Origin of the sequence: Polaribacter sp. 20A6 (genome assembly GCF_011378915.1) — a bacterium.
Taxonomy (GTDB): domain Bacteria; phylum Bacteroidota; class Bacteroidia; order Flavobacteriales; family Flavobacteriaceae; genus Polaribacter; species Polaribacter sejongensis.
Genome location: NZ_WTPZ01000006.1, coordinates 152,126 through 177,420, shown reverse-complemented (window position 1 = coordinate 177,420; position 25,295 = coordinate 152,126). Strand labels below are relative to the sequence as shown.

The following is a 25,295-nucleotide window of genomic DNA, read 5'->3' as shown; positions in this document are numbered from 1 at the left end:
ATTAGTGGATTAATTGGTATTTATTCTGATGATTAATTTTTATTTTATCATCTGTTAATAGTTGTCGCAAATGTATTAAAATGTCTTTTTCATCCGCTATTAAAGAAGCACTAATTTCTTGTGATGATAAAACTTGCTTATTCTTTAAAAGTAGCATTATTTCTGATGCTAAATTTTTGCTAGGCTTTCTGTTTTCTGCAATACAAACATCACAAATGCCACATTTTTCTGTTTTTATTTCATCAAAATAACTTAAAACCTGATTACTTCTACAAACGGAATTGTTATTTATAAAAGCAATTAAATCTTCAGATTTTTGTTTTTTCTGATGGATGAATTGCTTCATTTCTCTAGAAGACCTATTTATAGTATAATCATCTTCCCGTGGTACTAAAAATAGGAGTTCTGCATCATTTTTTACGGGTTTGTAAGCTATAATATTGTCTTTTTCTAAACGTTCAAAATTTGCTAAAACAAGATTGGTAGTTAAACCAGATTTTTTAGCGATAAAAAATTCATCAATCTTAACTTCTTCCTCAAATAAACCAGCATAGGTTCTTAATATAGAATTGGTAAAATTTTTAATTATAGGGTTTTTATCCAAATAATTTAAAACCGTTTTACTATTCACAATAAATTGCAACGTAGACTTTTTGTTATACTGATTACTAATTTCTATAATACCGTTATTAGCTAATATTTTAAGAGCAGTATCTACTTTTAATACGGAATAATTATACTTTTTAGAAAATTCTAAAAGATTAAAAGAATTAGATTCTTCGCTTAATTCGCCCAAAGAAATTCTAAAATATTGATATAATTTTCTGTGGATTTCTTTAATTTCAGAGATGCTTAATAATGTTTTTGCTAAACGTTCTTTAAATAATAAAACATCACTTTTGTTATATAACAAAACGGCAAACGATTTTTTACCGCTTCTACCAGCTCTACCAGTTTCTTGTACGTAATTTTCGATGCTTGTAGGCAAGTCTAAATGAATAACCAAACCAACGTTTGCTTTGTCAATTCCCATTCCGAAGGCATTTGTAGCCACTATTATGGGAGTTTTTTCTGTCATCCAGTTTTCAAAAGAAATATTTTTTTCTACGGATGATAATCCAGCGTGATAAAAAGAACTTTTAAAATTATTTGCATTTAAAAAGGAAGCAATCTGAGCTGTTTTTTTTCTAGAATTAACATAAACAATCGCTGGAGTTTTTGTTTTTGTAAATATTTGAAGTAAACGTTGTAATTTATCTTCAATCGTAAATATTTGATATGCTAAATTTTCTCTAAAAAAAGATTTTTTAAAAAGTTGAGGTTCTTTTAATTCAAGGTTTTTTTCAATATCACCAAGAACTTTTTGATTTGCTGTTGCTGTTAAAGCTATAAAAGGAGTTTCTGGTTTTAATTCTCTTAATATATTGATGTTTCTATAAGAAGGTCTAAAATCATGCCCCCATTCAGAAATACAATGTGCTTCATCAATAGCGATTAAATTAACGTTTAATTCTTTTATTTTCTGTTGAATAAAGTAAGATTGCAACCTTTCTGGAGAAAGATATAAGAATTTTATGCCTCCAAATTTAACATTGTCAAACAATGTTATCATTTCATCTTGTGTAGAACCCGATTTAATAGTTGTAGCTTTTATTCCTTTCTGAGTTAAGTTTTCTACCTGATCTTGCATTAAAGCAATTAAAGGTGAAATAACCAAACAGACACCTTCTTGTGCCAAAGCCGGAATTTGAAAACAGATAGATTTTCCGCCACCTGTAGGCAATAATGCAATGACATCTTTTTGTGCTAAAGATGTTGTAATTATTTCTTCTTGTTGGGGTCTAAATTCAGAAAAGCCCCAATATTTTTTTAATATTTCTTTAGGCGAAATCATAATTCGCAAGCAAGCGAATTTATAACAAAATCTGTTCTTTCTTTTAAAGAGCCAAAAGGGACATTAATTATTGCGTATCCTAAATCAGTATAAGATTTCATTAAAAACCGGTCTATTTCGGTGGTTTCTTCAAAGGATTCATAGCGCTCGTTATCAGTGGTGTGAATGTCTTTCCATGGAGAGAAATGAAAAATTTTAGTGTATTTATAAAGATTGCATTTTTCGAAAAATGTTGTTGGGTAGTCGGTTTTAAAATAATCCATATATGCATGAACATCAGGGATTCCTCTATCAAAAAAAACAACTTCTTGCTCGCTTTTATTCGCTTCTAAAAATTGTTTTTCTCTGCCTTCTAAAAGCATTTTGCTAAATAATAAAGGTTCTGTTAAAAACAATTGATCGATTCCTTTTTTTTGAGCTTCTAAGGTTACTTCTCTAGAAATTTCGGGCATACAAAAACACCCTCTATTTGTTAACTCATTTATAACGGAAGTTTTTCCTGTTCCAGGTCCACCTATTAAGACTATTTTTTGCTGCATTTCACAAAAATAAATGAATCTCTTTATAAAACTAATTTTTAATGTAATTTTGTGTCTTGTTGTTTATAATTAATTTAGATTTAAGAAAGTGTTTTTATGAGTGATAAAAAAGAATTTTATAAAAAGTTAAAGAGTCAATTAGACGATACTACAAAGTTTCCGGCAGATTATATGTATAAATTTATTGTACCAACAGATGGCAATCAGGTACAGGAAGTAGAAGATTTATTTAACGATTCTGGAGCAGTAATTAATACAAAAAAATCTAAGACAGGGAAATATGTGAGCGTTTCTATCGTATTAAAGATAGAAAGTTCAGATAAAGTAATTTCTTATTATTTAAAAGCTGAAAAAATTAAAGGAATCATATCATTATAATTAAGTCATTTTATGAAAAAAATAGTTTTATTATTTGTTTTAGGTGCCTCTATGTCTGTCTTCTCGCAAAAGAAAGAGAAAACGTTAATTACAATAGATGGAGAAAAAACAACTGTTTCTGAATTTAAAAGAGTGTATGAAAAGAATTTAGATGCTATAGATAATGAAGAGGCTAAAAGTATTACTAACAATTTAGATTTATATATTAATTATAAGCTTAAAGTAAAAGAAGCTTATGCCATTAATTTAGATACGTTGCCTTCTTATAAAAGAGAAATGGAATCTTATAAAAACCAGCTTTCTGCACCTTATTTACAAGATACTACTTTTATAGATCAATTGGTAAAAGACGCTTATTTTAGAACTAAAAATCAGGTAAAGGCAAAACATATTTTAATGAGATTGCCAAGAGAAGCATCACCAAAAGATACCTTAATGGTTTATAATAAAATCTTAGAATTAAGAGAAAGAATTATAAAAGGTGAAAAGTTTGAAGCATTAGCAGCACAATATTCAGAAGATAGATCTGCTCAAGATGATCCTAAAACAGGAAGAAAAGGGAATGGTGGTAGTTTAGGATATTTCTCTGCTTTTAATATGGTGTATCCTTTTGAGGTTGCTGCGTATTCGACTAAGGTTGGTGAAATTTCTATGCCATTTAAAACACAATTTGGATATCATATTATGCAAGTTGATGATATAAAAGAATCTAAAGGAGAAATTGAAGCGGCACATATTTTAATAAGAGACACCACTGCTGTTGGTAAAATGAAGATAGATAGTATTTATGCTAAATTAAATAATAAAGAGAGTTTTGACGATTTGGCAAAAAAATACTCAGAAGATCCGGGTTCTAAAAATAATGGAGGTAAGCTAGGTAAATTTGGAGCAGGAAGAATGGTAAAATCTTTTGATGATGCAGCTTTTGCTTTAGAAAATGTATCTGATTTTTCTAAACCATTTAGAAGTCAGTTTGGTTGGCATATTGTACAGTTGTTAAAAAAACATCCTATTAAGTCTTTTGATGAAATGAAAGTTGAATTAAAAGAAAAAATAAAAAAGAGTTCTAGAATGCAGTTGTCTGAAGATGCAGTTGTAAATAAATTAAAAAAAGAGTACACAATTATAGAATATGAGGAAGCTAAAAAGATTTTAGATCGTAAAAATCTAAGAGCAATTCCAAAAGATTCATTACAGCATACTATTATTAGTATAAATGATAAAAATATTACACAAGAAACTTTTATAAACTATATTAGAAATAGAAGGCATTTAGCTGTTTTTAAACTTTTTGAAATGTTTAAAGATGATCAAATTCTTACCTATTATAAAGAGAATTTAATTTATACAGAACCAGAATATGCATATACTTTAAAAGAGTATGAAGATGGTTTGTTACTTTTTGAATTGATGCAAGAAAAAATTTGGACAAAGTCTTCTAACGATTCAATTGGCTTGCAAAAGTTCTTTAAGAGCCAAGAGGATACTTATACAACAACCGATTTAGACAGTATAAAAGGACAGGTGATTAATGATTATCAAAACTTTTTAGACAAAAATTGGATTGCAGATTTAAGAAAGAAAAGTAAAGTTAAAGTAAGCAAAAAGGAATTAAAAAAGTTAATTAAATTTTACGAAAATAAATAATGAAATACATTCTTTCCCTATTTTGTGTAGTGCTATTTTCTTCTTGTGAATTTTTTACAATGAAAGAAAAAGAAGTTAACACCTCAGAAGTTGTGGCTTCTGTTAATGCGGAAAAACTTTTTAAAGAAGACTTAGCAAATGTATTACCTAAAAATATAAGTAATGTAGATAGCTTAGTGTTGGTAAAAAGCTATATTCAAAATTGGGCAATTAAAAGACTCTTGTTAGAAAAAGCAAAGAATAATATTTCTTTAGAAACGGTAAACCAAATAGACAATCTAGTAAAAGATTATAAAGAAAGTCTATTAATTAATAACTTTAAAGAACAACTTGTAAAACAACAATTAGATACTGTTATTTCTGAAGAGGAATTAGCTGAATATTATATGTTGAATAAGGAGAATTTTAAACTAAATGAAGAGCTAGTTAAAATAAGGTACCTTCATGTAGATAATAATATTAAAGATAAAAAGAATATTTTAAAACTTTTTAAATCGGATGATATTACTGATTTAGAAAAATTAGAAAAACAAGAGTTGAGTTTTAAATCACATCAATTTAACGACTCTGTTTGGACGCAATTAGATAACATTTTGTTAAAACTTCCTTTTTCCAAGGATAAACTGTTAAAAAAAACAAAATTCATCGAAAAACAAGACTCAATAGGTTTATATTTGGTGGCTATAAACGACGTGTTAGAGCGTAATTCTATTGCGCCATTAAGTTATATTACACCAACCATAGAACAAATGATTTTACATAAACGTAAAATTGAATTATTAAGAGAGATAGAAAAAATAATAGTAAAAGATGCAACACAGAACAACAATTTTAAAATATATTAAATCATCAATTTTTGCATTATTCTTATGCTTTTTAGGACTGCAAACTTCGGCGCAAAAAGTAAAAATAGATGGTGTAGCCGTTGTTATTGGTAAAAACATTGTTTTAGATTCTGATATTGCTAAATTTAAGCAAGAAGTAGAAGTAAGAAGCGAAGGTAAAGTCCAAATTACAGATTGCGAAATGCTAGAAGAATTAATGCAACAGAAATTAATGGCACATCACGCAGTTGTAGATAGTGTTACCGTTTCAGATGCAGAAATTTCAGAAAAAGTAGAGAGAAGTATCCAGTATTTTACACAACAATACGGTGATGTAGATAAAGTAATTAAAGCGTATGGTTTTAATGATTTAGAAGATTTAAAAAAGGAATTAACAACGGTTCAAACAGAAAACCTTTTAATTGAAAAAGAGCAATTAAAGATTACTGAAAAAATAGATGTTACTCCAGAAGAAGTTCGTTTGTATTTTAATGGATTAAAAGAAAAAGAGGAATTACCTCAGTTTCCTGCAGAAATAGAATTAGCTCAAATAGTTTTAACAGCAGTGCCTACAAAACAAGAGGTAGAGAGAGTTATTAATAAACTTAATGAACTAAAAAAAGAAATAGAAGACGGTTCTAACTTTAGAATGAAAGCGATTATTAATTCTGATGATCCAGGAGTTACTACTAATGGTGGTGAATATTCGGTAACAAAAGAATCTGCTTTTATTAAAGAATTTAAAGAAATGGCTTTTACTTTAGATATTGGTCAAGTTTCTAAACCATTTAAGTCAGAATTTGGTTATCATATTATGCAATTGCATGCCGTTAAAGGAAATACAAGAGTTGCTTCTCATATTTTAATGCAACCAGAAGTTCCGGATTCTAAAATGAATGAACTTAAAGTAAAAGCAGATAGTATTGTTCAAAAAATTAGAGAAGGAGCTTTAACTTTTGAGGAAGCTGTTAAAAAATATTCTGATGACGAAGACACTAGAAATAGTGGTGGACTTATTATTAACCCATCTACAGGAGAATCTAAATTCGATTTAACAAGAATGGATCCTGCTTTTTATGCAAGAGTTAGTGATCTTAAAAAAGGTGAAATGACAGACCCTTTTTATGATGAAGAAAGATCTGGAGATAAAATGTTTAAATTCATTTTAATGAAAGGTAGAACAGATACGCATGTTGCAAATATTATTGATGATTACGTTAAAGTACAGCAATTAGCACTTCAGAAAAAGAAAGAAGAAACCATTACAAAATGGTCTAAAGAAAAAATAAAAGATACTTACATTAACATTGGGCCTACACATAGTAAATGTACGTTTGATAAGAATTGGAAAAAAGCAGTAAATAAATAATGTCTGACGTTAAAGCTGTAAAAGATTTAGTAGACAAATACAACGCGCTAAAAACAGAAATAGGTAAAGTAATTATTGGTCAGCATGAAGCTGTTAATTTTACTTTACTATCTATTTTATGCGGAGGTCACTCATTATTAGTTGGTGTACCTGGTTTGGCTAAAACTTTATTAGTAAATACAGTGTCAGATGCTTTAGGATTGGGGTTTAAAAGAATTCAGTTTACTCCAGATTTAATGCCTTCGGATATTTTAGGGAGTGAAATTTTAGACGAAAACAGGCATTTTAAGTTTATTAAAGGCCCTATTTTCTCTAACATTATTCTTGCTGATGAAATTAACAGAACTCCACCAAAAACACAGGCAGCTTTATTAGAAGCAATGCAAGAGCGTTCTGTAACGGTTTCTGGAAATCATTATAAATTAGATTTACCATTCTTTGTATTAGCAACGCAGAATCCAATAGAGCAAGAAGGAACTTATCCTTTACCAGAAGCTCAATTAGATCGATTTATGTTTTCTATTTATTTAGAATATCCTTCATTTGAAGAAGAAGTAGCAGTTGTAAAAAGTACAACAGGCAATAAAAATGCCACTATAAATCCATTATTTTCTGCGGAAGAAATTGTTGAAATTCAAAAACTAATACGTAAAATTCCTGTTGCAGATAATGTTATAGAATATGCAGTTGGTTTAGTTGGTAAAACAAGACCAAAATCTAAAGAAGCAACAGATTTAGTAAAATCTTACTTAGATTGGGGAGCAGGACCAAGAGCTTCTCAAAACTTAATCTTAGCAGCAAAAGCACATGCAGCTGTAAATGGAAAGTTTTCTCCGGATATAGAGAATGTGAAAGCAGTGGCAATCCCTATTTTATCGCACAGAATTGTAAAAAATTACAAAGCAGAGGCAGAGGGAATTACGGTTGCAGATATTATAAAGTCTCTTTTGTAGATATATTATATTTTTCAAACATAAAAAAACACGGCATTTTCCGTGTTTTTTTATGAGTAAAATTTTAATTGATGAGAATTATTCGTTTTCAAAGAAACTAAATACATTTCCTCCGTATCGCTTATCATAGCTGTGGTTTTCATGTTTAGAAAGGTCTGTATGTTTAGAGTGTTCAACAATTAAAACACCTTCTTCCTTTAGTAGTTTTCTAGTAAAAACTAAATCTACTATTTTTAAAAATTGTTCTTCTTCAAAATCGTAAGGTGGATCAGCAAAAATAACATCTGCTTGTAAAGAAGTCTTTTCTAAAAACTTGTAAACATCACTTTTAAAAGTATTTATTGGCAGTTCTAAAACTTTAGCTGTTTCGTTGATGTATTTTATACATCCAAAGTGTGCATCTATAGCGTAAATATCTTTTGTTCCTCTAGAACCAAATTCGTAGCTAATGTTTCCTGTACCAGAAAAAAGGTCTATTACAGCAATACTATCAAAGAAATACGTGTTGTTTAATATGTTAAACAACGATTCTTTTGCCATATCTGTTGTAGGGCGAACAGGTAAGTTCTTAGGCGCTGATAAACGTCTACTTTTGTGTTTTCCAGAAATTATTCTCATGAATTTAAAAGTATATAATTAGAATGTTTAGAAGCATCTAATTCATTAAAAATTTTGTTATTGCTTTCTAAAAAGGAAACATTTCTAATGTATTGATACGTTATTTTGTAAATTTCAGATTCTGGCTCAATATCTCCCGTAAAAAATAAACCTATTTTCTCTACATCTAACTTTAATTGTTCGAATGTAAATAAGATATAATAGATAAAATCTTCTTTTGTTTGAAAATTAAATGAATTTGAAAATTGCAATTGTTTATTTTCTAGTACAACAATGTCGTAATTTTCTTTAGAAACATTTACAAATACCTTTTTATCATCAGAATTATTAGCTGAAATTAATTTTTCAATTAAAATAGTTAAATGATGTTGGTATTCAAACTCTCCAAAATTTTGAAATAAGTAATTATTAATATTTACATAAGGCACATATACATTTTTTGCATTGATGCTTTCTATGTCATCATATGCAATAAAATCTGTAGCTAATGTTTTAATATTAAAGTTAAGATATTCAGAAAGTACGTCTTCAGAAAAATATTGATTAGGTACTAATGAAAATAAATTGTTTTGATGAATAACTAAAACAGAAGAAAAATCTTTTTGTAAGTGTATATCTGTTTTAAATATTTCTTCTATTTTCTTTAATAGGTTCTCTGGAGTTAATTGTTTTTCTTTAAAAACATATTCAGAAAAGTAATTAGTTTCTTTTGTAGTATTGTTTATGATACAAAAAGAAAATCCATCCAAATTAAATTGGATGGATAACTTTGTATCTTTTGAGTGTGTTACAGTATTTCTACTATTCTTCTTGATCACGATCTTTTTTATCATAAGCAGGAGGCCAGTTACCACCAGTTGAAACTTCGTCTAAAGAACCTACAGAAACATATTCTCCTTTAATTTGATCTGTAGCTACTTGCTCTAATTCTTGTTTTAAAAGAGATTCATTCATTCCTTTTAAAATGTCTTTTTTATCTGTTTTCACATAGAAAGTTGGTACCACCATTCCAGGTACTTTTTCTACTGTTCCTACTTCAATATCAAACTCTTTTCCGTCTACACCAGGTACTTTAAACATCTCTTTGTAGTTTTTACCTTTAAAGTATTTAGAAACTGGCTCGTAACCGATAGTATCTACTTTCTTTTTTTCTACATCAATGATAATTCCACCACCTCTATCTTCTTTTTCAACAACAGTTTTTGTTTCTGTTAAAGCTAATCTAGCAGTGTCAATAAATTTCAATAAAGCATTTTTGTCTTTAGTGTATGCTCCTGTTACTTCAAAATGTTTAACTTCTGCATCTCTAATTATTTTTAATTTATCAACAACTTTGCTGTACTTAACAACTTTGGTTTTGTTAAAAATAATTGGCTCCATAATACCGTAGTATATTTTAGAAACTAAAAAAGCGGTTAATGCCAAAAGTAATATAGAGGCAATCCACCTTAGTTTTAATGGTAAAAATTTAACTATAATAAAAGCTAGTAATATTGCAACTAAAACAGCTGCCAAAATCATTCCAAGTAATCCCATTGTTAAGTATTTTTTTTAATAGTCCTTAGGCAAATCTACAATTTTTTTTTTATGATAAAAACTTTTATTTACAAATCAATGTATCTTTGTTGTATTAATTTTTATATGATAAATAAAAGAGCCGATTTTTACGTAGAATTATTGAAAAAATTTCAATTTTCACCAACAACGAAGCAGAATAAATTATTAAATCTTTTAAGCGACTTTAGCTTTACGGAAGATACAGATGCGTTGTTTTTATTAAAGGGGTACGCTGGTACCGGTAAAACAACAAGTATTAGTGCTTATGTTAATAGTTTGGGAGCTATTGGCAAGAAAGCAGTTTTACTAGCGCCAACAGGACGAGCTGCAAAAGTAATTTCTGTATATTCTAAAAGACCTGCATTTACAATTCATAAAAAAATATATTTTCCTAAAAAACAGTCAAATGGAGGTGTAGGTTTTGTTTTGCAGCCCAATAAGCATAGAAATACTATTTTTATAGTGGATGAAGCTTCTATGATTCCAGATAGTAGACAAAACCAGCAATTATTTGATTCTGGTTCATTATTAGACGATTTAATTAGATATGTGTACTCTGGTCATCAGTGTAAATTGATATTTATAGGTGATACTGCTCAATTACCACCTGTAAAGTTAAATATTAGTCCTGCTTTAGAAGAAGATACTTTGGTGTATGATTATCATAAGAATGTAACAGAAATTGAATTAGATGAAGTTATGCGTCAGCATGAAGATTCTGGAATTCTTGCAAATGCTACCTTATTGAGGTTGATGATTCAGAATGATGCTATTAATTTTAAGTTTGATGTCGATTTTCCAGATATTGTTAGATTAGATGATGGTTATGATATAGAAGATGCATTGGTTACTGCTTATGAAAGTGATGGGGTAGAGGATACTGCGTTTATTGTGCGTTCTAATAAAAGAGCGAATGACTACAATCAACAAATTAGAATGAAAATTCGTGGTCAAGAAAATGAAATTTCTGCTGGTGATTATATAATGGTAGTAAAAAATAATTATTTCTGGTTAAAAGAAAATTCCACCGCAGGTTTTATTGCTAATGGAGATATTTGCGAGGTCTTAAAAATATTTTCTATTAAAGAATTGTATGGTTTCAAATTTGCAGAAGTAGAAGTAAGTATGATTGATTACCCAGAAATGCAGCCTTTTGAAACCGTTTTATTGTTAGATACTTTAACGAGTGAGACCCCTTCTTTAACTTATGAGGAATCTAATAAATTGTATCAGGCAGTAAAGGAAGATTACGCGCACTTAAAATCGAAGTCTAAACAGTTCTTAGAAATTAAAAAGAATTTGTTTTTTAATGCATTACAAGTTAAGTTCTCTTATGCTATGACCTGTCATAAATCTCAAGGAGGGCAGTGGAAAACAGTATTCATAGAACAACCTTATTTACCAGAAGGAGTGTCTAAAGAGTATTACAGGTGGTTGTATACGGCATTAACTAGAGCGCAAGAAAAATTGTATTTAATCGGTTTTAAAGATGAGTTTTTTAAGGAGTAGTTGCGAGCTCTTTTTTTTTGTTAATTGAAATTAGGCTATTTCAGTAGGTAATTAATTGCGATGCGACCGTATCTATGTCCATTTGTAAATCGTAAATCTTTAGATTTGCTTGTGTTGTAATGAAATGAGTATCCAAAGTTAAAGCGGTTTGCGGTAAATTTTAATCCTAATTCTAGGTGAAAGACAATTGGCTTTAAATCGTTGGTAATTGGGCTTGTTTTGTTTAGGAAACTTCCCTGTAAAGTTGCGTCATAAACTGCGTAACTCAACATTGGTTTTATGTAGAAAAAAGATTCAACTTCTCTAAAGTAATTAGTTTGTTCGTTATTTAGGTTTGTATCAAATGCAATTGAATTAGCTAATTTCTGAAGAGGTTTTAATCCAATTCTACTATAAACTCCTGTAGAAATATTTGTGTAGACAGAACCTAAATTTACATTGTTGGTCCAAGTGATGTCAAAAAGCTGGTTTTGGTTGTTTACAATCGTTTTTAAATACTCCGCATTAAAATTTAAAGCTAAAGCATTTTTTATTTGATATTCCCAACCTATTGCTTCTTTAAAGCCATAAACATTATGTATCAATTCTTGTAATTCTTCTGCGTAAGAATTACTGCCTATTACTCCAATTTGAGCAGTAGTGTTAAAAATTTGATTGTTCTTATAGATTCTTTTTATGCCGAAGCTCCCATATAGATAGCCCGCAAAAGGTCTGTCGTGATTGCTAGCGTTTTGAACTGTAGCTTTAAAAGGAGTATACATTTCTTGATTTATTTTCCATTCTAAAATTCGTTTATCCAAAGACTCTTTTTTATTTATAGAAAGATAGCTGTAGCTTAAGAAAATTCCACTTGTATAATATCGATCTCTAACGGTAGAAACGTATAAATCGTTATCTGTGATTAGGCTAATTTCTTTTGAGAATTTTTCTTGAGCAATAGTATATGACGATATAAAGACAACTAGACTAAGTATAAAGTATTTCATAAGTAACAAATATAAAATAACTTATTTAAAATGATTTTTTTTTAATGTATTTCTAAAAAAAAGTAGTTATTTTAGTCCGAGTAAATAGAATTTATGGAAATTAAAGAAGGATTAAGTTCAGAAGACTTTCAGAATGTTAAAAGCAATCAAGAGTTATTAGCACTTATAGGTGAAAAGAATGCTGCTTGTAAGAAAGTAAAGAAAACAATTATTTATAATGAAGAGCTAAGGTTACTTCAAATAGAGCTTGTTAAATTACAAAGATGGATTTCTAATAACAACAAGCGTGTTGCAATTATTTTTGAAGGAAGAGATGCCGCTGGTAAAGGTGGTAATATTCGTAGATTTATGGAGCACCTAAACCCACGTTCTAGTAGATTGGTGGCTTTAAACAAACCTACAGAAATAGAAAAAGGACAATGGTATTTTCAACGTTATATAAAGGAGTTGCCAAACCCAGGTGAAATTGTGTTTTTTGATAGAAGCTGGTATAATAGAGCGGTTGTGGAACCTGTAATGGGGTTTTGTTCAGACCAACAATATAAAGAGTTTTTAGTGCAAGTGCCCGAGTTTGAGCATATGATGTACGAAGACGGGGTTGTTATTATTAAATTTTGGTTATCAATTAGTAAAGATGAGCAACTAAAGCGTTTTGAAGGCAGAAAAGAAAATCCATTAAAAAGATGGAAATTTAGTCCTGTGGATAAGCAAGGTCAAATTCTTTGGGACAGATATACACATTATAAGGGTGAAATGTTCTCAAAAACTCATACCTCGTACAGTCCTTGGATGATGATAAAAACGAATGATAAAAAAGTAGCAAGGTTAGAAGCTATTAGGCACGTATTATCTCAGTTTGATTATGAGGATAAAGAAGCAAAAACAGTATTAACCCCAGATCCTAATGTTGTAATGCGTTATTATAGATCTAATACTAATATAGATTAAATTTAATATGGAAATATCACCTAAAAATTTAAAAAAACTAAATTCTAAGAAAGGTTTGTTAGCGCTTTTGTCTAAAGAACCTTTAAATATAGAAAGAGCCATTAGATATGTAGATTATCAAAGGAAGCTTGAGGACTTGCAAGTAGAATTGATTCGTTTACAAAAATGGGCCATTAATAATAATGAAAGGATAATTATTGTTTTTCAGGGTAGAGATGCTGCAGGTAAGGGAGGAGCAATCAGGAGATTAACAGAACGTATCAATCCGCGTCACATGCGTATTGTTGCGCTGCCCAAACCGTCGGAAGATGAGCAGTCTCAATGGTATTTTCAGAGATATGTAGAACAGTTTCCAAAAGCAGGGGAAATGGTGTTTTTTGATAGAAGTTGGTACAATAGAGCGGTTATAGAGCCTGTTAATGACTTTTGTACACAAGAGGAATATAAAATCTTTATGAATCAAGTAAATGATTTCGAAAGAATGATTTTAGAGTCGGGAATTCATTTGGTTAAAATATATATGTCTATTTCTAAGAAAGAACAAGCAAAACGTTTTGCAGACATAAAAAGTGATCCATTAAAGCAATGGAAAATGACTAAGTTAGATGAAAAGGCGCAATTGCTTTGGGACGATTATACAGAGTACAAAAAGGCAATGTTTGAGAAAACAAATACAGCTATTTCTCCTTGGAAGATAATTAGAGCAAATAGAAAAACAGAAGCGCGTGTAAATGTAATTAATCACATTTTAAATCGTATTCCTTATGATAAAGATTTAGAGGTTTAAAAACCTCTAAATCTTTTTTATTTTTTAAGCAAAAAAAAGACTTCATATTTTAATATGAAGTCTTTTGAGCGAAAGACCGGGTTCGAACCGGCGACATTCAGCTTGGAAGGCTGACGCTCTACCAACTGAGCTACTTTCGCATTATTGGTAAGCGGTTGCAAATATAATATGTTTTTTGAGTTCCGCAAGCTTTTTTTTTGAAAAAATTAATAAAATTTTTTATCGGCTCTTAATACCTTTAAAAAATGAAAGCCATAAATGTCGTATCCTTCATTATAATAGAATTTATGAGACTTCGTATTACCTGAGTAAGCATTTAATTCTATAGCTTCACAACCTTTGTTTTTAACATGGTTATCTATCCATTTAAAGAGTTGTTTACCAAGTCCTTGTCCGCGGATAGAGTCGTCTATAATTACATGATCTGGTTCTGCAGACTTCCCTATATAATGTCTGGTGGTGTACCAAAGTCCAGATATTCCCACTAATTTTTCATCAACATATAAGCCAATGCATTCGTAATTTGTGTTTTTTGAAGTTTCTACAACTCTCTCTTTTAATATTTCTAAAGGAGTTTTTGAATTTAATTTTGTTAAAAGCGGAATTATTGTCAAAATTTCTTCTGCTTCAATTACTTTTATTAGCGTATTCATGCTTTATAATTTAATGGTAAATGTATTGTTGGGTTTTATTTGTGGTTCAAATTTATCAATAAGATAGATTCCTGTCTATTGCTGAGTTTAATTTGTTTGTAAATAAAAAGCCTCAAACGAATGTTTGAGGTTCTTTATATGTCTTTAAATTGATTCGGTGTACAGTTTTTAAAAGTCTAAAATAAATAAACCTATAAACGTTCTTCAATCCAAGTTTTAAAGCTGTAAAAATTCTGAGGTGCAACTCCATGACCTACCGGATATTCTGAGTATGCGTTTTTAAAATCTAAATTATCTAAGAAAGGTTTGCTTTTTCGAGCCCATTCTATAGGTAAAACTTGGTCTACAGAACCATGAGAGCAATAGTAGTCTGTTTTAATCTCTTTAGGAATAGATGCAGGTAGTAGTTCTGTGTTAATGTAACCACTTAATGCAATTACATGCTGTACTTTATTTGGGTAGAAAAAACTTAAAGAATAACTTAATATAGCACCTTGACTAAAACCTAATAAAAAAGTTTTGTCTGAGGCTGTATTGTATTTTTCTTTTATCTCATCAATAAAAATGGCAATTTTATCTATAGATTCTTTTGCTTGTTTTAAATCTGAGAACTTACCATTTACATCATCAAAATTAATAGCGTACCAAGCATAACTACCGGCACCCAGTGTATTAGGTGCTTGTGCGCTGATAATTAAAAATTCATCTGGTAATTCTTCAGCAAAAGAGAATAAATCTTGTTCATTACTTCCGTAACCATGTAATAAAATTAATAATGGCGGGTTTTCAGCTATTGTTTTTGGTTGCCTAACTATGTATTGTAAATCGCTCATTTATATTCCTTTTTAATCTAATTATATGTTCTTAAACCATTCTTGAAACTGATCTCCAACTACAGGAATAATTTTTTCTTCACCTTTAACAGCTCCCATTAATGAAATAACCCATAAAACCAATAAAATAGTACTTACAATTATTCCTGCTGTATTTCCTAGGTAGTTATAGATAATCCATCCGTTTAAAAATTGAATTAAGTTTAAGCCTATCATTTGTCTGATGTAAAAATTAGCAAAAGAATTCTTTGTGCTGTTGTTCATGAAAAAAGCGATGATTAAACCTATAATCCAAAAATGACTTATAATTGCCATTGTTTTTCCTTCGTTTGCTGTTTGATTTTGCATGCTGTTTATTTTAATATTAATTGATTGTTAGCGTAAATTCCGTAGGCTTTTCCTTTTAATTTTTTATCTAAAAAAGCGCTGTTTTTAGAGGTTGATAAAATATCCTCTTTTGTAAAAGTGTAATTCTGTTCAGGATTGAATAAAGTAATTTCAGCTTTATTGTTTTCTTGAATAGTAAGGTTTTCTATACCAAAAATAGCTTTTGGTTTGCTTGTAATATTTTCTATGAAATCTTCTAAACCTAAAACTGAATTAATTGCACCAAAAGCACTTTCTAACCCAATGGTTCCGTCTTTTGCTTCACTAAATTCTAATTTTTTATGCTCTATGTCAATAGGATTGTGGTCTGAAGTGATAATATCGATAACTCCAGATTTAATTCCTTTTATTAGGCTTTTTAAATCGGTTTTAGTTCTCAAAGGAGGGTTAACCTTAAAGTTACTGTCAAAACCATGTAATTCGTCGTCAGATAAAGTTAAGTGATGTACAGAGACACTGCAGGTAACTTGCAATCCTTTCTTTTTAGCTTCTTTAATTAGCTCAACAGATTTTGTGGTAGAAATAGTTGGAATATGTAATTTTCCACCTGTATATTCTAATAAATATAAATCTCTTGCAATTTGTATGTGTTCAGCTAAAGCAGGACTTCCTTTTAATCCTAATCTGGTGCTATTAACGCCTTCATTTGCAATTCCTTCTCCTGCAATAGAGTTGTTTTTAGGAAAGCTAAAAATTAAGCCGTCAAAATTCTGAGCGTACAAAAGTGCAATTTTCATCAAATTATCTTTTGCGATTGGTTTGTTGTAATCTGCAAAAGCAATGGCGCCAGATTGTTGCATATCATACAATTCTGCCATATCAACTCCTTCGCTGTTTTGCGTTAGCGCTGCAATAGGGTAGAGGCTTGTGGCGAATCCGTTTGCTTTGTGTATTAAGTACTCAACAGCAGCCTTGTTATCTATTACCGGGTTTGAGTTTGCATTTACTGCTACAGCGGTAAAGCCACTTTTTGCAGCTACGTTTAGGCCGTTTTTAATATTTTCTCGTTCTTCATAGCCAGGTTCTCCAAAAGAAACACTCGTATCGAACCAACCACAAGAAACATGCAAGTTATCTAGCGTTACCACTTGATAATTGTTGTCATCTATAGAATCCTCAATTTTAGTAATGATTCCGTTGGTAATTAAAATATCTTTTTGTTGATGATGATATGGGCTTGAAGTGTCTATAATCGTTGCCGATTTTAAAAGCGTAGTCATGGTTTATAGAATTTTAAAATCAAAATTTCTAAAAGCAAAGATACAATTGCCAACGATAAAAACCATTTCCAAAGCCAATGAACTTCATTTTTTTTGTTGATTTTTTTAAAAACGTCTGCAACTGAATTAGAAACTGTAATATTTTGATTGGTTTCCTTTAGTTCATTTAAATCCAGAAAATTTAACAAACTTTCTTCCTTGGCATAATTGTATGCAATTTTTTGAATGGTATCTGTATTTTGTAGGATGCTATATATGCCAGATTTTAATGGTTGTTCTTTTGTAGTGATGCTTACTTTATTTTGAAATTTCTTTTGCAACGGAATAAAAGAATTTTCATGATTTGCAATTTTTAACACTTTGTCTTTTTCAATATTTGTTTCAATATCAATGGTGTTTTCTGATGCAATTCTATAGAATAATTTAGGGTGTTTAAAACTCATTTTTCCGAAGTTGTAAAACATAGGAACTATTAAAGGAGAATTTATAAAATTGCTGTTTTTTATATCAAGAGAACTCGAAATCCAGAAGGTGTTATTTTCTCCATTTTTAATTTGAGAAATAAAAGAACTTCCGTTCTCAAAAGCTACAATTGTACTTTTATTATTTGAAGAGAAAGGATAATAATGTTGCACTGTTGGGTATTGAAAATTTGTCACTTTTTTTGAAAATACATTTTGAAAAAATGGATGCTTGTAATTGATGTTTGTAATTTTTAAACTGTCTGTTTTTTTAGGTTGAATTTTCCCTAAACTTAAATTTTTAAACAGAGAATTGTAGGAGTTAATATTCAAGTTTTTATGTGGAATAATTACAAGACTTCCTCCGTTTTTAGAAAATTCAATAATTTTTTTAGATAGTATTTCAGATATATTTTCTACTTCATTTAGAATAATTAATTGCTGTTTTAAAATGGAATTGTAGTTGGTGTTTTGGACTATAGATTGTGTGAGGTTAAATTCGTTTTCTGTGTAAATTTTTGAAAGAAAATCTGCCTGAGATCCTATTGATAAAATATTGATTTTTTGGTCGTTTTTTAAGGTGAAATAAAACACATTATCAAAGGCAAAAGTATCGCTAAAATTAATGACTATTTTACCGTTAAATTCTGCTTGATTTTGGACTTTAAATTGAATGGTTTCTAAAGTGTCTTTTTTAAAAGAGGAGGAGAGTTTACTAATTAGTTTATTGTTGTTGTAAACAGCAACAGGAATGTTGTTTTTTGCTTCTCCTTGGTTTTTTACAAGAACATTGAGTGTGAAATTATTGCCGCTATAATCAGTAGCGAAAACACTGTCTATAGAAATGTTGTTTTTTATGGAAGATTCTAGATTTATTGCTGAAATAAGGGGTGTTACATTTGTAAACTCATTTTTATAAGTATTCTGAAAATCAGATATTAGTATTATTCTATTTAGAGTGTTGGTTTTACTTTTTGTTTTTGAGTCGAATTTTAGTAAAACAGTCGGTAAATCTAATTTTTTTGAAGTTTCTTTAACCTGTAATAGAACGTTTTTTAGTTCGGACTTTGTTATTCTGTCGTAGAAATTAGAATTTGTTTGCAGCGAATATACATCTTTTTCTGATACGTTTTCTATAATTTCTTGAGCTGCTATTTGTAATAAATTCCCTCTTTCTCCTTTTGTATTTGTACTTAAAGAATTGTCTAAATAGATGAAATTATGTTGTTTTTTGTTCGCTGTTTTGTTACTGAAATAAGGTTGTGAAAAAGCAAAAATAATGGCGGTAAATAAAAGCATTCTTGTACCTAGGATTAACCACTTTTTTATATGTGAACTTTTACGTGTTTGTTGTGCTAGTTTTTGTAAAAAAGCAACATTTGTAAAAGGCACTTTTACGAACCTTTGTAGTTGAAAAAGATGCACTATAATCGGTATGATTAACAGTGCTAAAAAGTATAATATTTCTGGGTTTTTAAATTGCATTTATCATGTTTAGATGTGATTCGAAAAAAGTTAAATTTAAAAAATAGATTTAGAAATGTGAAAGATAATCTTTTGAAATTAAAACGAAATAATAGCCTTTAATTTGAAAATAGAAATAGCAGCACAAGGGATGAAAAGGAACTTTAAATTAGGTGTGCTAAATTGCTTTATTTATCTTTTTTAAGAGTTTTAAGAGTTGTTAAAACTTTTCAAAAACACCTAAGCCAAACAAAGCAAAATCATATTTTACAGGATCATTTGGATCTAGTTTTCGCAAGTTTGTATCTAATTCAGAAAGTGCTTTCCAGTCATTTTGTTTCCTTAAAAGTAGTTTTAATTTACGTGCAACATTACCAGAATGTACATCTAATGGACATGATAAATTTGCTGGTTTGTGGGTTTTCCAAATGCCAAAATCTACCCCGGAATTATCGTTTCTAACCATCCATCTTAAGAACATATTTATCCTTTTTGCGGCCGAATTTTTTAATGGATCTGAGATGTGTTTTTGAGTTCTTTGCTGATGGTCAACTTCAAAAAAAACTTGTTTTAAATGATGAATTGCATGCTTATAATCTGTCTGTTTCTCATCAACTAATAACACGTTTTCTAATCCTTGATGATGTGTGTAAATGTGTTTTAAAGACTTTATAAATTGTTGTAAATCGATTGCATTAAAAGTTCTGTGCACGAAATTTTCAAGAGATTTTAAATCATTTTCTTGATGATTCATCACAAAATCAAAAGGAGAATGATCAAAATAATCCATCATTTTAGTGGCATTTTTAATAATCATGGTTCGGTTTCCCCAAGAAATAGTTGCCGTTAAAAAGCCTGAAATTTCAATATCTTCCTTTTTTGTGAACAAATGCGGAATCTGAATTGGGTCAGATTCAATAAAATTAGGGGTGTTATATAGAACTACCTTCTCGTCTAAAAACTCTTTTAATTCTGATTTCTTCATATCTATCTACTCAAATAAAAAACTTATTAAAAATAAAAAACCATTATAACTTCCATGAAGTAACATCGCCCATAATAAGCCAAATTTTACTCTTATATATCCAAAATAACCACCAACTAATAATTGTGGTAAGATTAATATAGGAGAGAGTAATAAAACGTTTGTGGTGATTTCAAAATTGCTAATATGTATGAAACCGAAAATTAGTGTAAAAATATAAAAAGAGTATTTAAACGATTTTGGTTTTACAAAAATAGTAATTGGTGCTCTAAAGAAGGTTTCTTCTAAAATAGGAGTAAGGACAGAACCCAATAATAGAATTTTAATAAAAGACATGTCTTTAAACATTTCTTCTAATTTATGCGTTTCAAAATCTACCAGTTGTAGTTCTTGAATTAAACTGAATAAAGGAGTGATTATAATGCTAGTTACTATGCTAATAATAAATAGGTGAAAGAGTATTTTAATGCGATACCCAGCATTTTTATTGGGATCTTCTCCTGGTATTGGGTTTTTTAAATAGCTAATTACATTGTTAAAGGTTTCTTTCATTATCTAGGTTTATTTATAAGTAGTATTAAACTTAGAAATGTTACACTATTCTATAATTTTACCGTCAATCATGGTTAATTTTCTATCTGCCATGTCTGCCAATTCTTCATTATGCGTAATAATTACAAAGGTTTGTCCAAATTCATCACGTAATTTAAAGAACAGCTCGTGTAAGTTTTTTGCAGACTCGCTATCTAGGTTTCCACTAGGTTCATCAGCTAAAATAACAGAAGGATTGTTAATTAATGCTCTGGCAACGGCAACTCTTTGTTGTTCTCCTCCAGAAAGTTCGTTGGGTTTGTGGCTTATTCTGTGCGATAATCCTAAAAAAGTAAGTATTTCTTTAGCTCTTGTCTCTGTTTCTAATTTCGATTTTTTAGCAATAAAAGCAGGAATACAAACATTTTCTAATGCTGTAAACTCTGGCAATAATTGATGAAATTGAAAAATAAAGCCAATATGTTGGTTTCTAAAGGAAGAAAGCTTTTTGTCTGCAAGGTTCTTTAATGAAACATTATTTAGTTTCAATTCGAAGTTTTCGTCCTTTTGAGGTTTGTCTAAAGTACCTAAAATTTGAAGTAAGGTTGTTTTTCCTGCTCCAGAAGGACCAACAATAGCAACAATTTCTCCTTTTTTTATGTGTAAATCTACTCCTTTTAAAACTTCTACATCCCCATAATATTTGTGAATGTTTTTACCAATTATCATACATATAACTTTGTTACGAATGTATAAAAAAGACTTTAATTTTACTCATAAAAAAACGGATATCCTTAGTTGTTAAGAATATCCGTTGTCTTTATAAGGTACGAAGTTTTAAAATATATTTTTCAATTTATTATAATCAATAAAATAAACGAGTCTTAAAGAAAATGTATGTCTTTGTGATTCCTCAAACAAGTTGTCTAGATTTTTGCTGAAATTTAAGTCTGCGTTTGTGTCTTCATTAAAAATTGCATTTCTGTAAAAAGCAATTAACTGACTTCCAGGAGCAAATTGCCAAATGTAACTCAAGTCTAAATTCCAGCTATTAAAGTTTACATTATCGCTATTATAGGTTGCGTTTGAGTTTAATCCTCCGTTTGTGTTAAGATTGTAGTAATCGTTATAGTTCACAGCGCCCCAATAATGTCTAAAACTAAGAGATAACGAAGAATTGGTGCTAAAACTATATTTACCAGCAATGGTGTTGGTGTAGTTTTTCCGATCTCTTTTACCGAAGATAATATTTGTATTTACTTCGTCTACAAAACCTAAATCGTTATTCGTTTTATTATAATCTAATTGATATTGTAAAGAAAACTGATTTGTAAATCTATAACGAGGTGCAATGCTAAAGCCGTAAGCTGCTTTGCTATAATTATTATAAGCAGAATAATAAACATCAGCATTTACTTCTAGTTTTTTTTGAGAGTTGGTAGAAATCCAAATATTTATATTTTTTCTTTCTGGTTGTAGAAAATAAATGCCACTTGTAGATCCTTGCCTAGGTTCAAAGAAGTCTTTTTCTTCTGTGTTGTAATTTAAGTTTCCTCCAAAAGTAAATCGATTCCTTGTTTGGGCTTCAATTCCTGCGCTAGCAGTAAAACCAGTATAAATGCCTGAATAATGTTGAAAATTAGCATTGTTGTAGTAGTAAATATTATACCAATTGTAATTTTTGGTTGGTTGTAAAGTTCGCCAACCTGCGCTACCATAAATAGATTGTTCGTTGTTGCTAAAAAGAATTCCTAAATCGTTCGGGTTAAAATCTTTGTTTTCAAAATTATAACCCAATTCCCAATTCCAGTGATCAGAATTATATCCGAAGCTATTATCAAATGTATACCCAGTGTTTGGGTTGTTAACATCGTCGGAAATGTTACTCATTTTAACAGAACCGTCCGCATTGTATTTACTATCTTTTGTTTCTATGTGCCAATCTAAAGCAGTTACATTCGCATCTCTAAACCTGCCATCTCTTGTAACATTTGTGTTGATTAATGTTACCGTAGAATTCTGATTAAACTGTTGGTCTAAAACTAAAATATTGTAGTTTGTAAAAGGGTCTATCACTTCCTTTCTTGAATCTCCAGTAGCATTATTTTTTATAGTTGCTTCTGTTTTTTCTGTAATGGCATTAAAAAATCCAATTCCCAGTCCGCCTTTTGTTCTTCCAGAAACCTTAATAGCATTTAACATGGTTACTTTACTAGGGTAATCTGTAATTTCTTCATCGGTAGATAAAGTGTTTTCTACATTAAATTGATCGATAGGTGAACTTCCAATTCTTCTGGAATAAAAAAGATTTGCTTTGTTAAATAATTCGGTTCCTTCTGTAAAAAATTGTCTTTGTTCTGTGAATTGTTGTTCAAAAGGACCTAAATTTAATTCAACATTATCAAAACCAACCTGACTAAAATCTGGAATTAGTGTCGCATCTAAGGTGAAATTTTCAGTTAAACCATATTTAATATCCATTCCAACACTCCAATCATATTTTGTATGTCCTTCAAAAGTATTGGCAGTTGCAGAAGCATATGGGTAAAGGTTTAATCTTGTTGGTGGTTTAATGTCCCTAAAATCTTCAATTAAACCATCGTATTGCGTCCATCTTCCAACAGCATTGTCAATGTGCGTCCAGGTATGTTGGGCGTTTAATTTTTCTAACCTTCGGTGGAAATTAAATCCCCAAGATTGTATAGGTCTGTTAGCAAAACGAATTGCTCTGTAGGGAATTTTCATTTCTACTGCCCAACCTTTATCATTAATTTTTGCAGCACTTTCCCAAACAGCACTCCAATTAAAGTCTTCATCTCCGTTAGAAACTTTAGCATCAGCTTGGTTTCCGGTAGTTTGTACTAGAAATTCAAAAGGATTCTGACCATCGTCGTTAGGGTTTATGGTAACCAAAAAGAAGTCTGAAATACTAAAATTATCTCTTGTTGCAAACTCTTGCGGAATGCCTTCTGGGTCTGGATCGTTCATTTGAGCAGAAATATAGATGGCATCATCATCATAAATAACTTTAACAGTTGTTTGATATTCTTCTGAAACCAATTTACCATTATTAGGTCTTAAGTCAACAAAGTCAGTACAAACTTCTGCCATTTCCCATACTACATCATTTAAAAGACCATCTATTTTAGGCGTCTTTTTAACCCTTGTGGTTTTAATAGTTTTTCTGTTTTTTTTATTTTGAGCAGATAGCTGAGCTATTGATAACACTGCAATAAGTAGTAAAATAATTCTTTTAAACATATAATTTTTGGTTGATTATCTGTACGTACAAAACCAATATCTTTTTTCTGTTTTAGATACATGAGTCTATTTTGCTCGTTATTATAAAGACGTGTATCGTGTTAAAATGTTACACTTATTTGTAATAAAATATCTCTAGAAAATTTAAGATAAATAGCATTAATAAATTTTTAATAGAAACTTTGCACCTTTTTATATATGAATTTGTATTTTTGATTCCGTTTTAAACATTTACAGATGAACTTACACGAATATCAAGGAAAAGAAATATTAAACAGTTTTGGCGTTAGAATACAACGTGGAATTGTTGCAAGTACTCCTGCTGAGGCAGTAGAAGTTGCGAAAAAGCTTACAGAAGAAACAGGAACTGGTTGGCATGTAATTAAAGCACAAGTTCACGCAGGTGGTCGTGGTAAAGGTGGTGGAGTTAAGTTGGCTAAAAACTTAGACGAAGTAAAAAGTATTTCTGATGATATTTTAGGAATGATGTTAGTTACTCCTCAAACTTCTGCAGAAGGAAAATTAGTGAATCAAGTTTTAATCTGTGAGGATGTATATTATCCTGGAGATTCTGAGCCAGATGAGTACTATATGTCTGTCTTATTAAACAGAGCAACTGGTAAAAACATGATTATGTATTCTACAGAAGGTGGAATGGATATTGAAACTGTTGCAGAAGAAACTCCGCACTTAATTTTTACTGAAGAAATTGATCCTTTATTAGGAATCATGCCTTTTCAAGCACGTAAAGTTGCTTTTAACTTAGGTTTATCTGGAGTTGCTTTTAAAGAAATGACAAAATTTGTTACCAATTTATACAAAGCGTATATTGGTTCAGATTCTGCTATGTTTGAAATTAATCCAGTTTTAAAAACATCTGATTCTAAAATTATGGCAGTTGATGCTAAAGTTTCTTTAGATGAAAATGCATTATACAGACATAAAGATTATGCAGCAATGCGTGATTTACGTGAAGAAAACCCAATTGAAGTTGAAGCAAAAGCTGCAGGTTTAAACTATGTAGATTTAGATGGAAACGTTGGTTGTATGGTAAACGGAGCTGGTTTAGCAATGGGAACTATGGATTTAATTAAAGAATCTGGAGGAGAGCCTGCTAACTTTTTAGACGTTGGTGGTACTGCAGATGCAGCTAGAGTTGAAACTGCTTTCGGTATTATCTTAAAAGACCCGAATGTAAAAGCAATTTTAGTAAACATTTTTGGAGGTATTGTACGTTGTGACAGAGTTGCACAAGGTGTTGTAGATGCTTACAAAAGTATGGGAGACAAAATTACTGTGCCAATTATTTGTAGATTACAAGGTACAAATGCTGTTGAAGCAAAAGAATTAATTGACAATTCTGGAATGGAAATTATTTCTGCTACAGAATTTCAAGAAGCTGCAGATAAAGTTGCTGAAGTTTTAGGAGCTTAATATTTAAAGTTTTATAAATATTTAAAACGCCTCATGTAAATGAGGCGTTTTTTTATG

The 25,295-nt window shown here is 30.0% G+C and carries 24 protein-coding genes and 1 tRNA gene; 9 read left to right on the top strand and 16 right to left on the bottom strand.

Translation table 11 applies throughout. The features are described 5' to 3' along the window. Position 1 precedes the first annotated feature (1 nt). A complete protein-coding gene (locus GQS57_RS14990) occupies positions 2–1,894 on the bottom strand; it encodes an ATP-dependent DNA helicase RecQ (protein WP_205860279.1) in 1,893 nt (630 codons plus the stop codon). After that, entirely contained in the window at positions 1,891–2,433 is a 543-nt protein-coding gene (locus GQS57_RS14985) for an AAA family ATPase (RefSeq protein ID WP_165733679.1), read from the bottom strand. Before GQS57_RS14985 ends, GQS57_RS14990 begins: the two co-directional genes overlap by 4 nt. Positions 2,434–2,529: 96 nt before the next feature. On the opposite strand from GQS57_RS14985, the gene GQS57_RS14980 reads away from it, so the two are divergent. Genes GQS57_RS14980 through GQS57_RS14960 form a run of 5 tightly spaced genes read left to right on the top strand, consistent with a single transcriptional unit; the run spans position 2,530 to position 7,604 of the window. Next, a complete protein-coding gene (locus GQS57_RS14980) occupies positions 2,530–2,811 on the top strand; it encodes a DUF493 family protein (RefSeq protein ID WP_165733678.1) in 282 nt (93 codons plus the stop codon). Positions 2,812–2,823: 12 nt separating this feature from the next. Next, positions 2,824–4,458 (top strand): peptidylprolyl isomerase, encoded by a 1,635-nt coding sequence (locus GQS57_RS14975; RefSeq protein ID WP_165733677.1) that lies wholly within the window; start codon positions 2,824–2,826, stop codon positions 4,456–4,458. A 59-nt stretch (positions 4,459–4,517) separates the two neighbouring features. Continuing rightward, entirely contained in the window at positions 4,518–5,303 is a 786-nt protein-coding gene (locus tag GQS57_RS14970; RefSeq protein ID WP_240915495.1) for a hypothetical protein, read from the top strand. Further along, positions 5,269–6,651: a peptidylprolyl isomerase gene (locus tag GQS57_RS14965; RefSeq protein WP_165733675.1), complete on the top strand. Its 1,383-nt coding sequence runs from the start codon at positions 5,269–5,271 to the stop codon at positions 6,649–6,651. Before GQS57_RS14970 ends, GQS57_RS14965 begins: the two co-directional genes overlap by 35 nt. Further along, positions 6,651–7,604 carry a MoxR family ATPase gene (locus tag GQS57_RS14960; RefSeq protein WP_165733674.1) on the top strand — a complete coding sequence of 318 codons (954 nt, stop codon included), beginning with the start codon at positions 6,651–6,653 and terminating at the stop codon, positions 7,602–7,604. Before GQS57_RS14965 ends, GQS57_RS14960 begins: the two co-directional genes overlap by 1 nt. A gap of 78 nt (positions 7,605–7,682) precedes the next feature. Here GQS57_RS14960 and GQS57_RS14955 read toward each other — a convergent pair whose 3' ends face one another. Genes GQS57_RS14955 through GQS57_RS14945 form a run of 3 tightly spaced genes read right to left on the bottom strand, consistent with a single transcriptional unit; the run spans position 7,683 to position 9,758 of the window. After that, on the bottom strand, positions 7,683–8,222 hold the full coding sequence (locus tag GQS57_RS14955; RefSeq protein WP_165733673.1) for an RsmD family RNA methyltransferase: 540 nt from the start codon (positions 8,220–8,222) through the stop codon (positions 7,683–7,685). Further along, entirely contained in the window at positions 8,219–9,055 is an 837-nt protein-coding gene (locus tag GQS57_RS14950) for a DUF3822 family protein (RefSeq protein ID WP_205860278.1), read from the bottom strand. Before GQS57_RS14950 ends, GQS57_RS14955 begins: the two co-directional genes overlap by 4 nt. Continuing rightward, positions 9,024–9,758, bottom strand: a complete 735-nt coding sequence (locus GQS57_RS14945; protein ID WP_165733672.1) for a hypothetical protein — start codon at positions 9,756–9,758, stop codon at positions 9,024–9,026. Before GQS57_RS14945 ends, GQS57_RS14950 begins: the two co-directional genes overlap by 32 nt. A 105-nt stretch (positions 9,759–9,863) precedes the next feature. Between GQS57_RS14945 and GQS57_RS14940 the strand changes: the two genes are divergently transcribed. Continuing rightward, positions 9,864–11,288 (top strand): ATP-dependent RecD-like DNA helicase, encoded by a 1,425-nt coding sequence (locus GQS57_RS14940; protein ID WP_165733671.1) that lies wholly within the window; start codon positions 9,864–9,866, stop codon positions 11,286–11,288. A 35-nt stretch (positions 11,289–11,323) separates the two neighbouring features. On the opposite strand, the gene GQS57_RS14935 is transcribed toward GQS57_RS14940, so the two are convergent. Next, the gene (locus GQS57_RS14935) at positions 11,324–12,274 is read right to left on the bottom strand and encodes a lipid A deacylase LpxR family protein (RefSeq protein ID WP_165733670.1); all 951 of its coding nucleotides are present in this window, start codon (positions 12,272–12,274) and stop codon (positions 11,324–11,326) included. Between the two features lie 93 nt (positions 12,275–12,367). On the opposite strand from GQS57_RS14935, the gene ppk2 (GQS57_RS14930) reads away from it, so the two are divergent. Further along, entirely contained in the window at positions 12,368–13,222 is an 855-nt protein-coding gene (gene ppk2 / locus GQS57_RS14930) for a polyphosphate kinase 2 (protein ID WP_165733669.1), read from the top strand. A gap of 7 nt (positions 13,223–13,229) precedes the next feature. Further along, complete coding sequence (gene ppk2, locus GQS57_RS14925; RefSeq protein ID WP_165733668.1) at positions 13,230–14,009, top strand: polyphosphate kinase 2; 780 nt, start codon at positions 13,230–13,232, stop codon at positions 14,007–14,009. Positions 14,010–14,076: 67 nt separating this feature from the next. On the opposite strand, the gene GQS57_RS14920 is transcribed toward ppk2 (GQS57_RS14925), so the two are convergent. The 10 genes from GQS57_RS14920 to GQS57_RS14875 form a co-directional block, all read right to left on the bottom strand. Next, positions 14,077–14,149: transfer RNA gene (locus tag GQS57_RS14920), tRNA-Gly, on the bottom strand. Between the two features lie 66 nt (positions 14,150–14,215). After that, positions 14,216–14,662, bottom strand: coding sequence for a GNAT family N-acetyltransferase (locus GQS57_RS14915; RefSeq protein WP_165733667.1), 447 nt, complete (start codon positions 14,660–14,662; stop codon positions 14,216–14,218). Positions 14,663–14,853: 191 nt separating this feature from the next. After that, on the bottom strand, positions 14,854–15,495 hold the full coding sequence (locus GQS57_RS14910; RefSeq protein WP_165733666.1) for an alpha/beta hydrolase: 642 nt from the start codon (positions 15,493–15,495) through the stop codon (positions 14,854–14,856). A 21-nt stretch (positions 15,496–15,516) separates the two neighbouring features. Next, the gene (locus GQS57_RS14905; protein WP_165733665.1) at positions 15,517–15,843 is read right to left on the bottom strand and encodes a hypothetical protein; all 327 of its coding nucleotides are present in this window, start codon (positions 15,841–15,843) and stop codon (positions 15,517–15,519) included. Positions 15,844–15,848: 5 nt separating this feature from the next. Beyond that, on the bottom strand, positions 15,849–17,102 hold the full coding sequence (locus tag GQS57_RS14900) for a dihydroorotase family protein (protein ID WP_165733664.1): 1,254 nt from the start codon (positions 17,100–17,102) through the stop codon (positions 15,849–15,851). Then, on the bottom strand, positions 17,099–19,048 hold the full coding sequence (locus GQS57_RS14895) for a BatA domain-containing protein (protein WP_165733663.1): 1,950 nt from the start codon (positions 19,046–19,048) through the stop codon (positions 17,099–17,101). The genes GQS57_RS14900 and GQS57_RS14895 overlap by 4 nt, the downstream gene beginning before the upstream one ends. A 199-nt stretch (positions 19,049–19,247) precedes the next feature. Further along, the gene (locus tag GQS57_RS14890) at positions 19,248–20,012 is read right to left on the bottom strand and encodes a TIGR02757 family protein (protein WP_165733662.1); all 765 of its coding nucleotides are present in this window, start codon (positions 20,010–20,012) and stop codon (positions 19,248–19,250) included. A gap of 6 nt (positions 20,013–20,018) precedes the next feature. Then, complete coding sequence (locus GQS57_RS14885; protein WP_165733661.1) at positions 20,019–20,564, bottom strand: CPBP family intramembrane glutamic endopeptidase; 546 nt, start codon at positions 20,562–20,564, stop codon at positions 20,019–20,021. A 45-nt stretch (positions 20,565–20,609) separates the two neighbouring features. Next, entirely contained in the window at positions 20,610–21,272 is a 663-nt protein-coding gene (locus tag GQS57_RS14880; protein ID WP_165733660.1) for an ABC transporter ATP-binding protein, read from the bottom strand. 108 nt (positions 21,273–21,380) lie between these two features. After that, positions 21,381–23,804, bottom strand: coding sequence for a DUF5916 domain-containing protein (locus tag GQS57_RS14875; RefSeq protein WP_165733659.1), 2,424 nt, complete (start codon positions 23,802–23,804; stop codon positions 21,381–21,383). Between the two features lie 237 nt (positions 23,805–24,041). Between GQS57_RS14875 and sucC the strand changes: the two genes are divergently transcribed. Further along, positions 24,042–25,238 carry an ADP-forming succinate--CoA ligase subunit beta gene (gene sucC, locus GQS57_RS14870; RefSeq protein ID WP_165733658.1) on the top strand — a complete coding sequence of 399 codons (1,197 nt, stop codon included), beginning with the start codon at positions 24,042–24,044 and terminating at the stop codon, positions 25,236–25,238. Positions 25,239–25,295 lie beyond the last annotated feature (57 nt).

Coding starts and splice junctions, on each gene's coding strand:
- GQS57_RS14955 (WP_165733673.1), bottom strand. CDS start 8,222: ATGAGAATAATTTCTGGAAAACACAAAAGTAGACGTTTATCAGCGCCT.
- GQS57_RS14900 (WP_165733664.1), bottom strand. CDS start 17,102: ATGACTACGCTTTTAAAATCGGCAACGATTATAGACACTTCAAGCCCA.
- GQS57_RS14990 (WP_205860279.1), bottom strand. CDS start 1,894: ATGATTTCGCCTAAAGAAATATTAAAAAAATATTGGGGCTTTTCTGAA.
- GQS57_RS14895 (WP_165733663.1), bottom strand. CDS start 19,048: ATGCAATTTAAAAACCCAGAAATATTATACTTTTTAGCACTGTTAATC.
- GQS57_RS14975 (WP_165733677.1), top strand. CDS start 2,824: ATGAAAAAAATAGTTTTATTATTTGTTTTAGGTGCCTCTATGTCTGTC.
- GQS57_RS14940 (WP_165733671.1), top strand. CDS start 9,864: ATGATAAATAAAAGAGCCGATTTTTACGTAGAATTATTGAAAAAATTT.
- GQS57_RS14960 (WP_165733674.1), top strand. CDS start 6,651: ATGTCTGACGTTAAAGCTGTAAAAGATTTAGTAGACAAATACAACGCG.
- GQS57_RS14935 (WP_165733670.1), bottom strand. CDS start 12,274: ATGAAATACTTTATACTTAGTCTAGTTGTCTTTATATCGTCATATACT.
- GQS57_RS14910 (WP_165733666.1), bottom strand. CDS start 15,495: ATGAGCGATTTACAATACATAGTTAGGCAACCAAAAACAATAGCTGAA.
- sucC (WP_165733658.1), top strand. CDS start 24,042: ATGAACTTACACGAATATCAAGGAAAAGAAATATTAAACAGTTTTGGC.
- GQS57_RS14945 (WP_165733672.1), bottom strand. CDS start 9,758: ATGGGATTACTTGGAATGATTTTGGCAGCTGTTTTAGTTGCAATATTA.
- ppk2 (WP_165733669.1), top strand. CDS start 12,368: ATGGAAATTAAAGAAGGATTAAGTTCAGAAGACTTTCAGAATGTTAAA.
- GQS57_RS14980 (WP_165733678.1), top strand. CDS start 2,530: ATGAGTGATAAAAAAGAATTTTATAAAAAGTTAAAGAGTCAATTAGAC.
- GQS57_RS14880 (WP_165733660.1), bottom strand. CDS start 21,272: ATGATAATTGGTAAAAACATTCACAAATATTATGGGGATGTAGAAGTT.
- GQS57_RS14985 (WP_165733679.1), bottom strand. CDS start 2,433: ATGCAGCAAAAAATAGTCTTAATAGGTGGACCTGGAACAGGAAAAACT.
- GQS57_RS14965 (WP_165733675.1), top strand. CDS start 5,269: ATGCAACACAGAACAACAATTTTAAAATATATTAAATCATCAATTTTT.
- GQS57_RS14970 (WP_240915495.1), top strand. CDS start 4,518: ATGAAAGAAAAAGAAGTTAACACCTCAGAAGTTGTGGCTTCTGTTAAT.
- ppk2 (WP_165733668.1), top strand. CDS start 13,230: ATGGAAATATCACCTAAAAATTTAAAAAAACTAAATTCTAAGAAAGGT.
- GQS57_RS14950 (WP_205860278.1), bottom strand. CDS start 9,055: ATGATAAAAAAGATCGTGATCAAGAAGAATAGTAGAAATACTGTAACA.
- GQS57_RS14875 (WP_165733659.1), bottom strand. CDS start 23,804: ATGTTTAAAAGAATTATTTTACTACTTATTGCAGTGTTATCAATAGCT.
- GQS57_RS14905 (WP_165733665.1), bottom strand. CDS start 15,843: ATGCAAAATCAAACAGCAAACGAAGGAAAAACAATGGCAATTATAAGT.
- GQS57_RS14885 (WP_165733661.1), bottom strand. CDS start 20,564: ATGAAAGAAACCTTTAACAATGTAATTAGCTATTTAAAAAACCCAATA.
- GQS57_RS14915 (WP_165733667.1), bottom strand. CDS start 14,662: ATGAATACGCTAATAAAAGTAATTGAAGCAGAAGAAATTTTGACAATA.
- GQS57_RS14890 (WP_165733662.1), bottom strand. CDS start 20,012: ATGAAGAAATCAGAATTAAAAGAGTTTTTAGACGAGAAGGTAGTTCTA.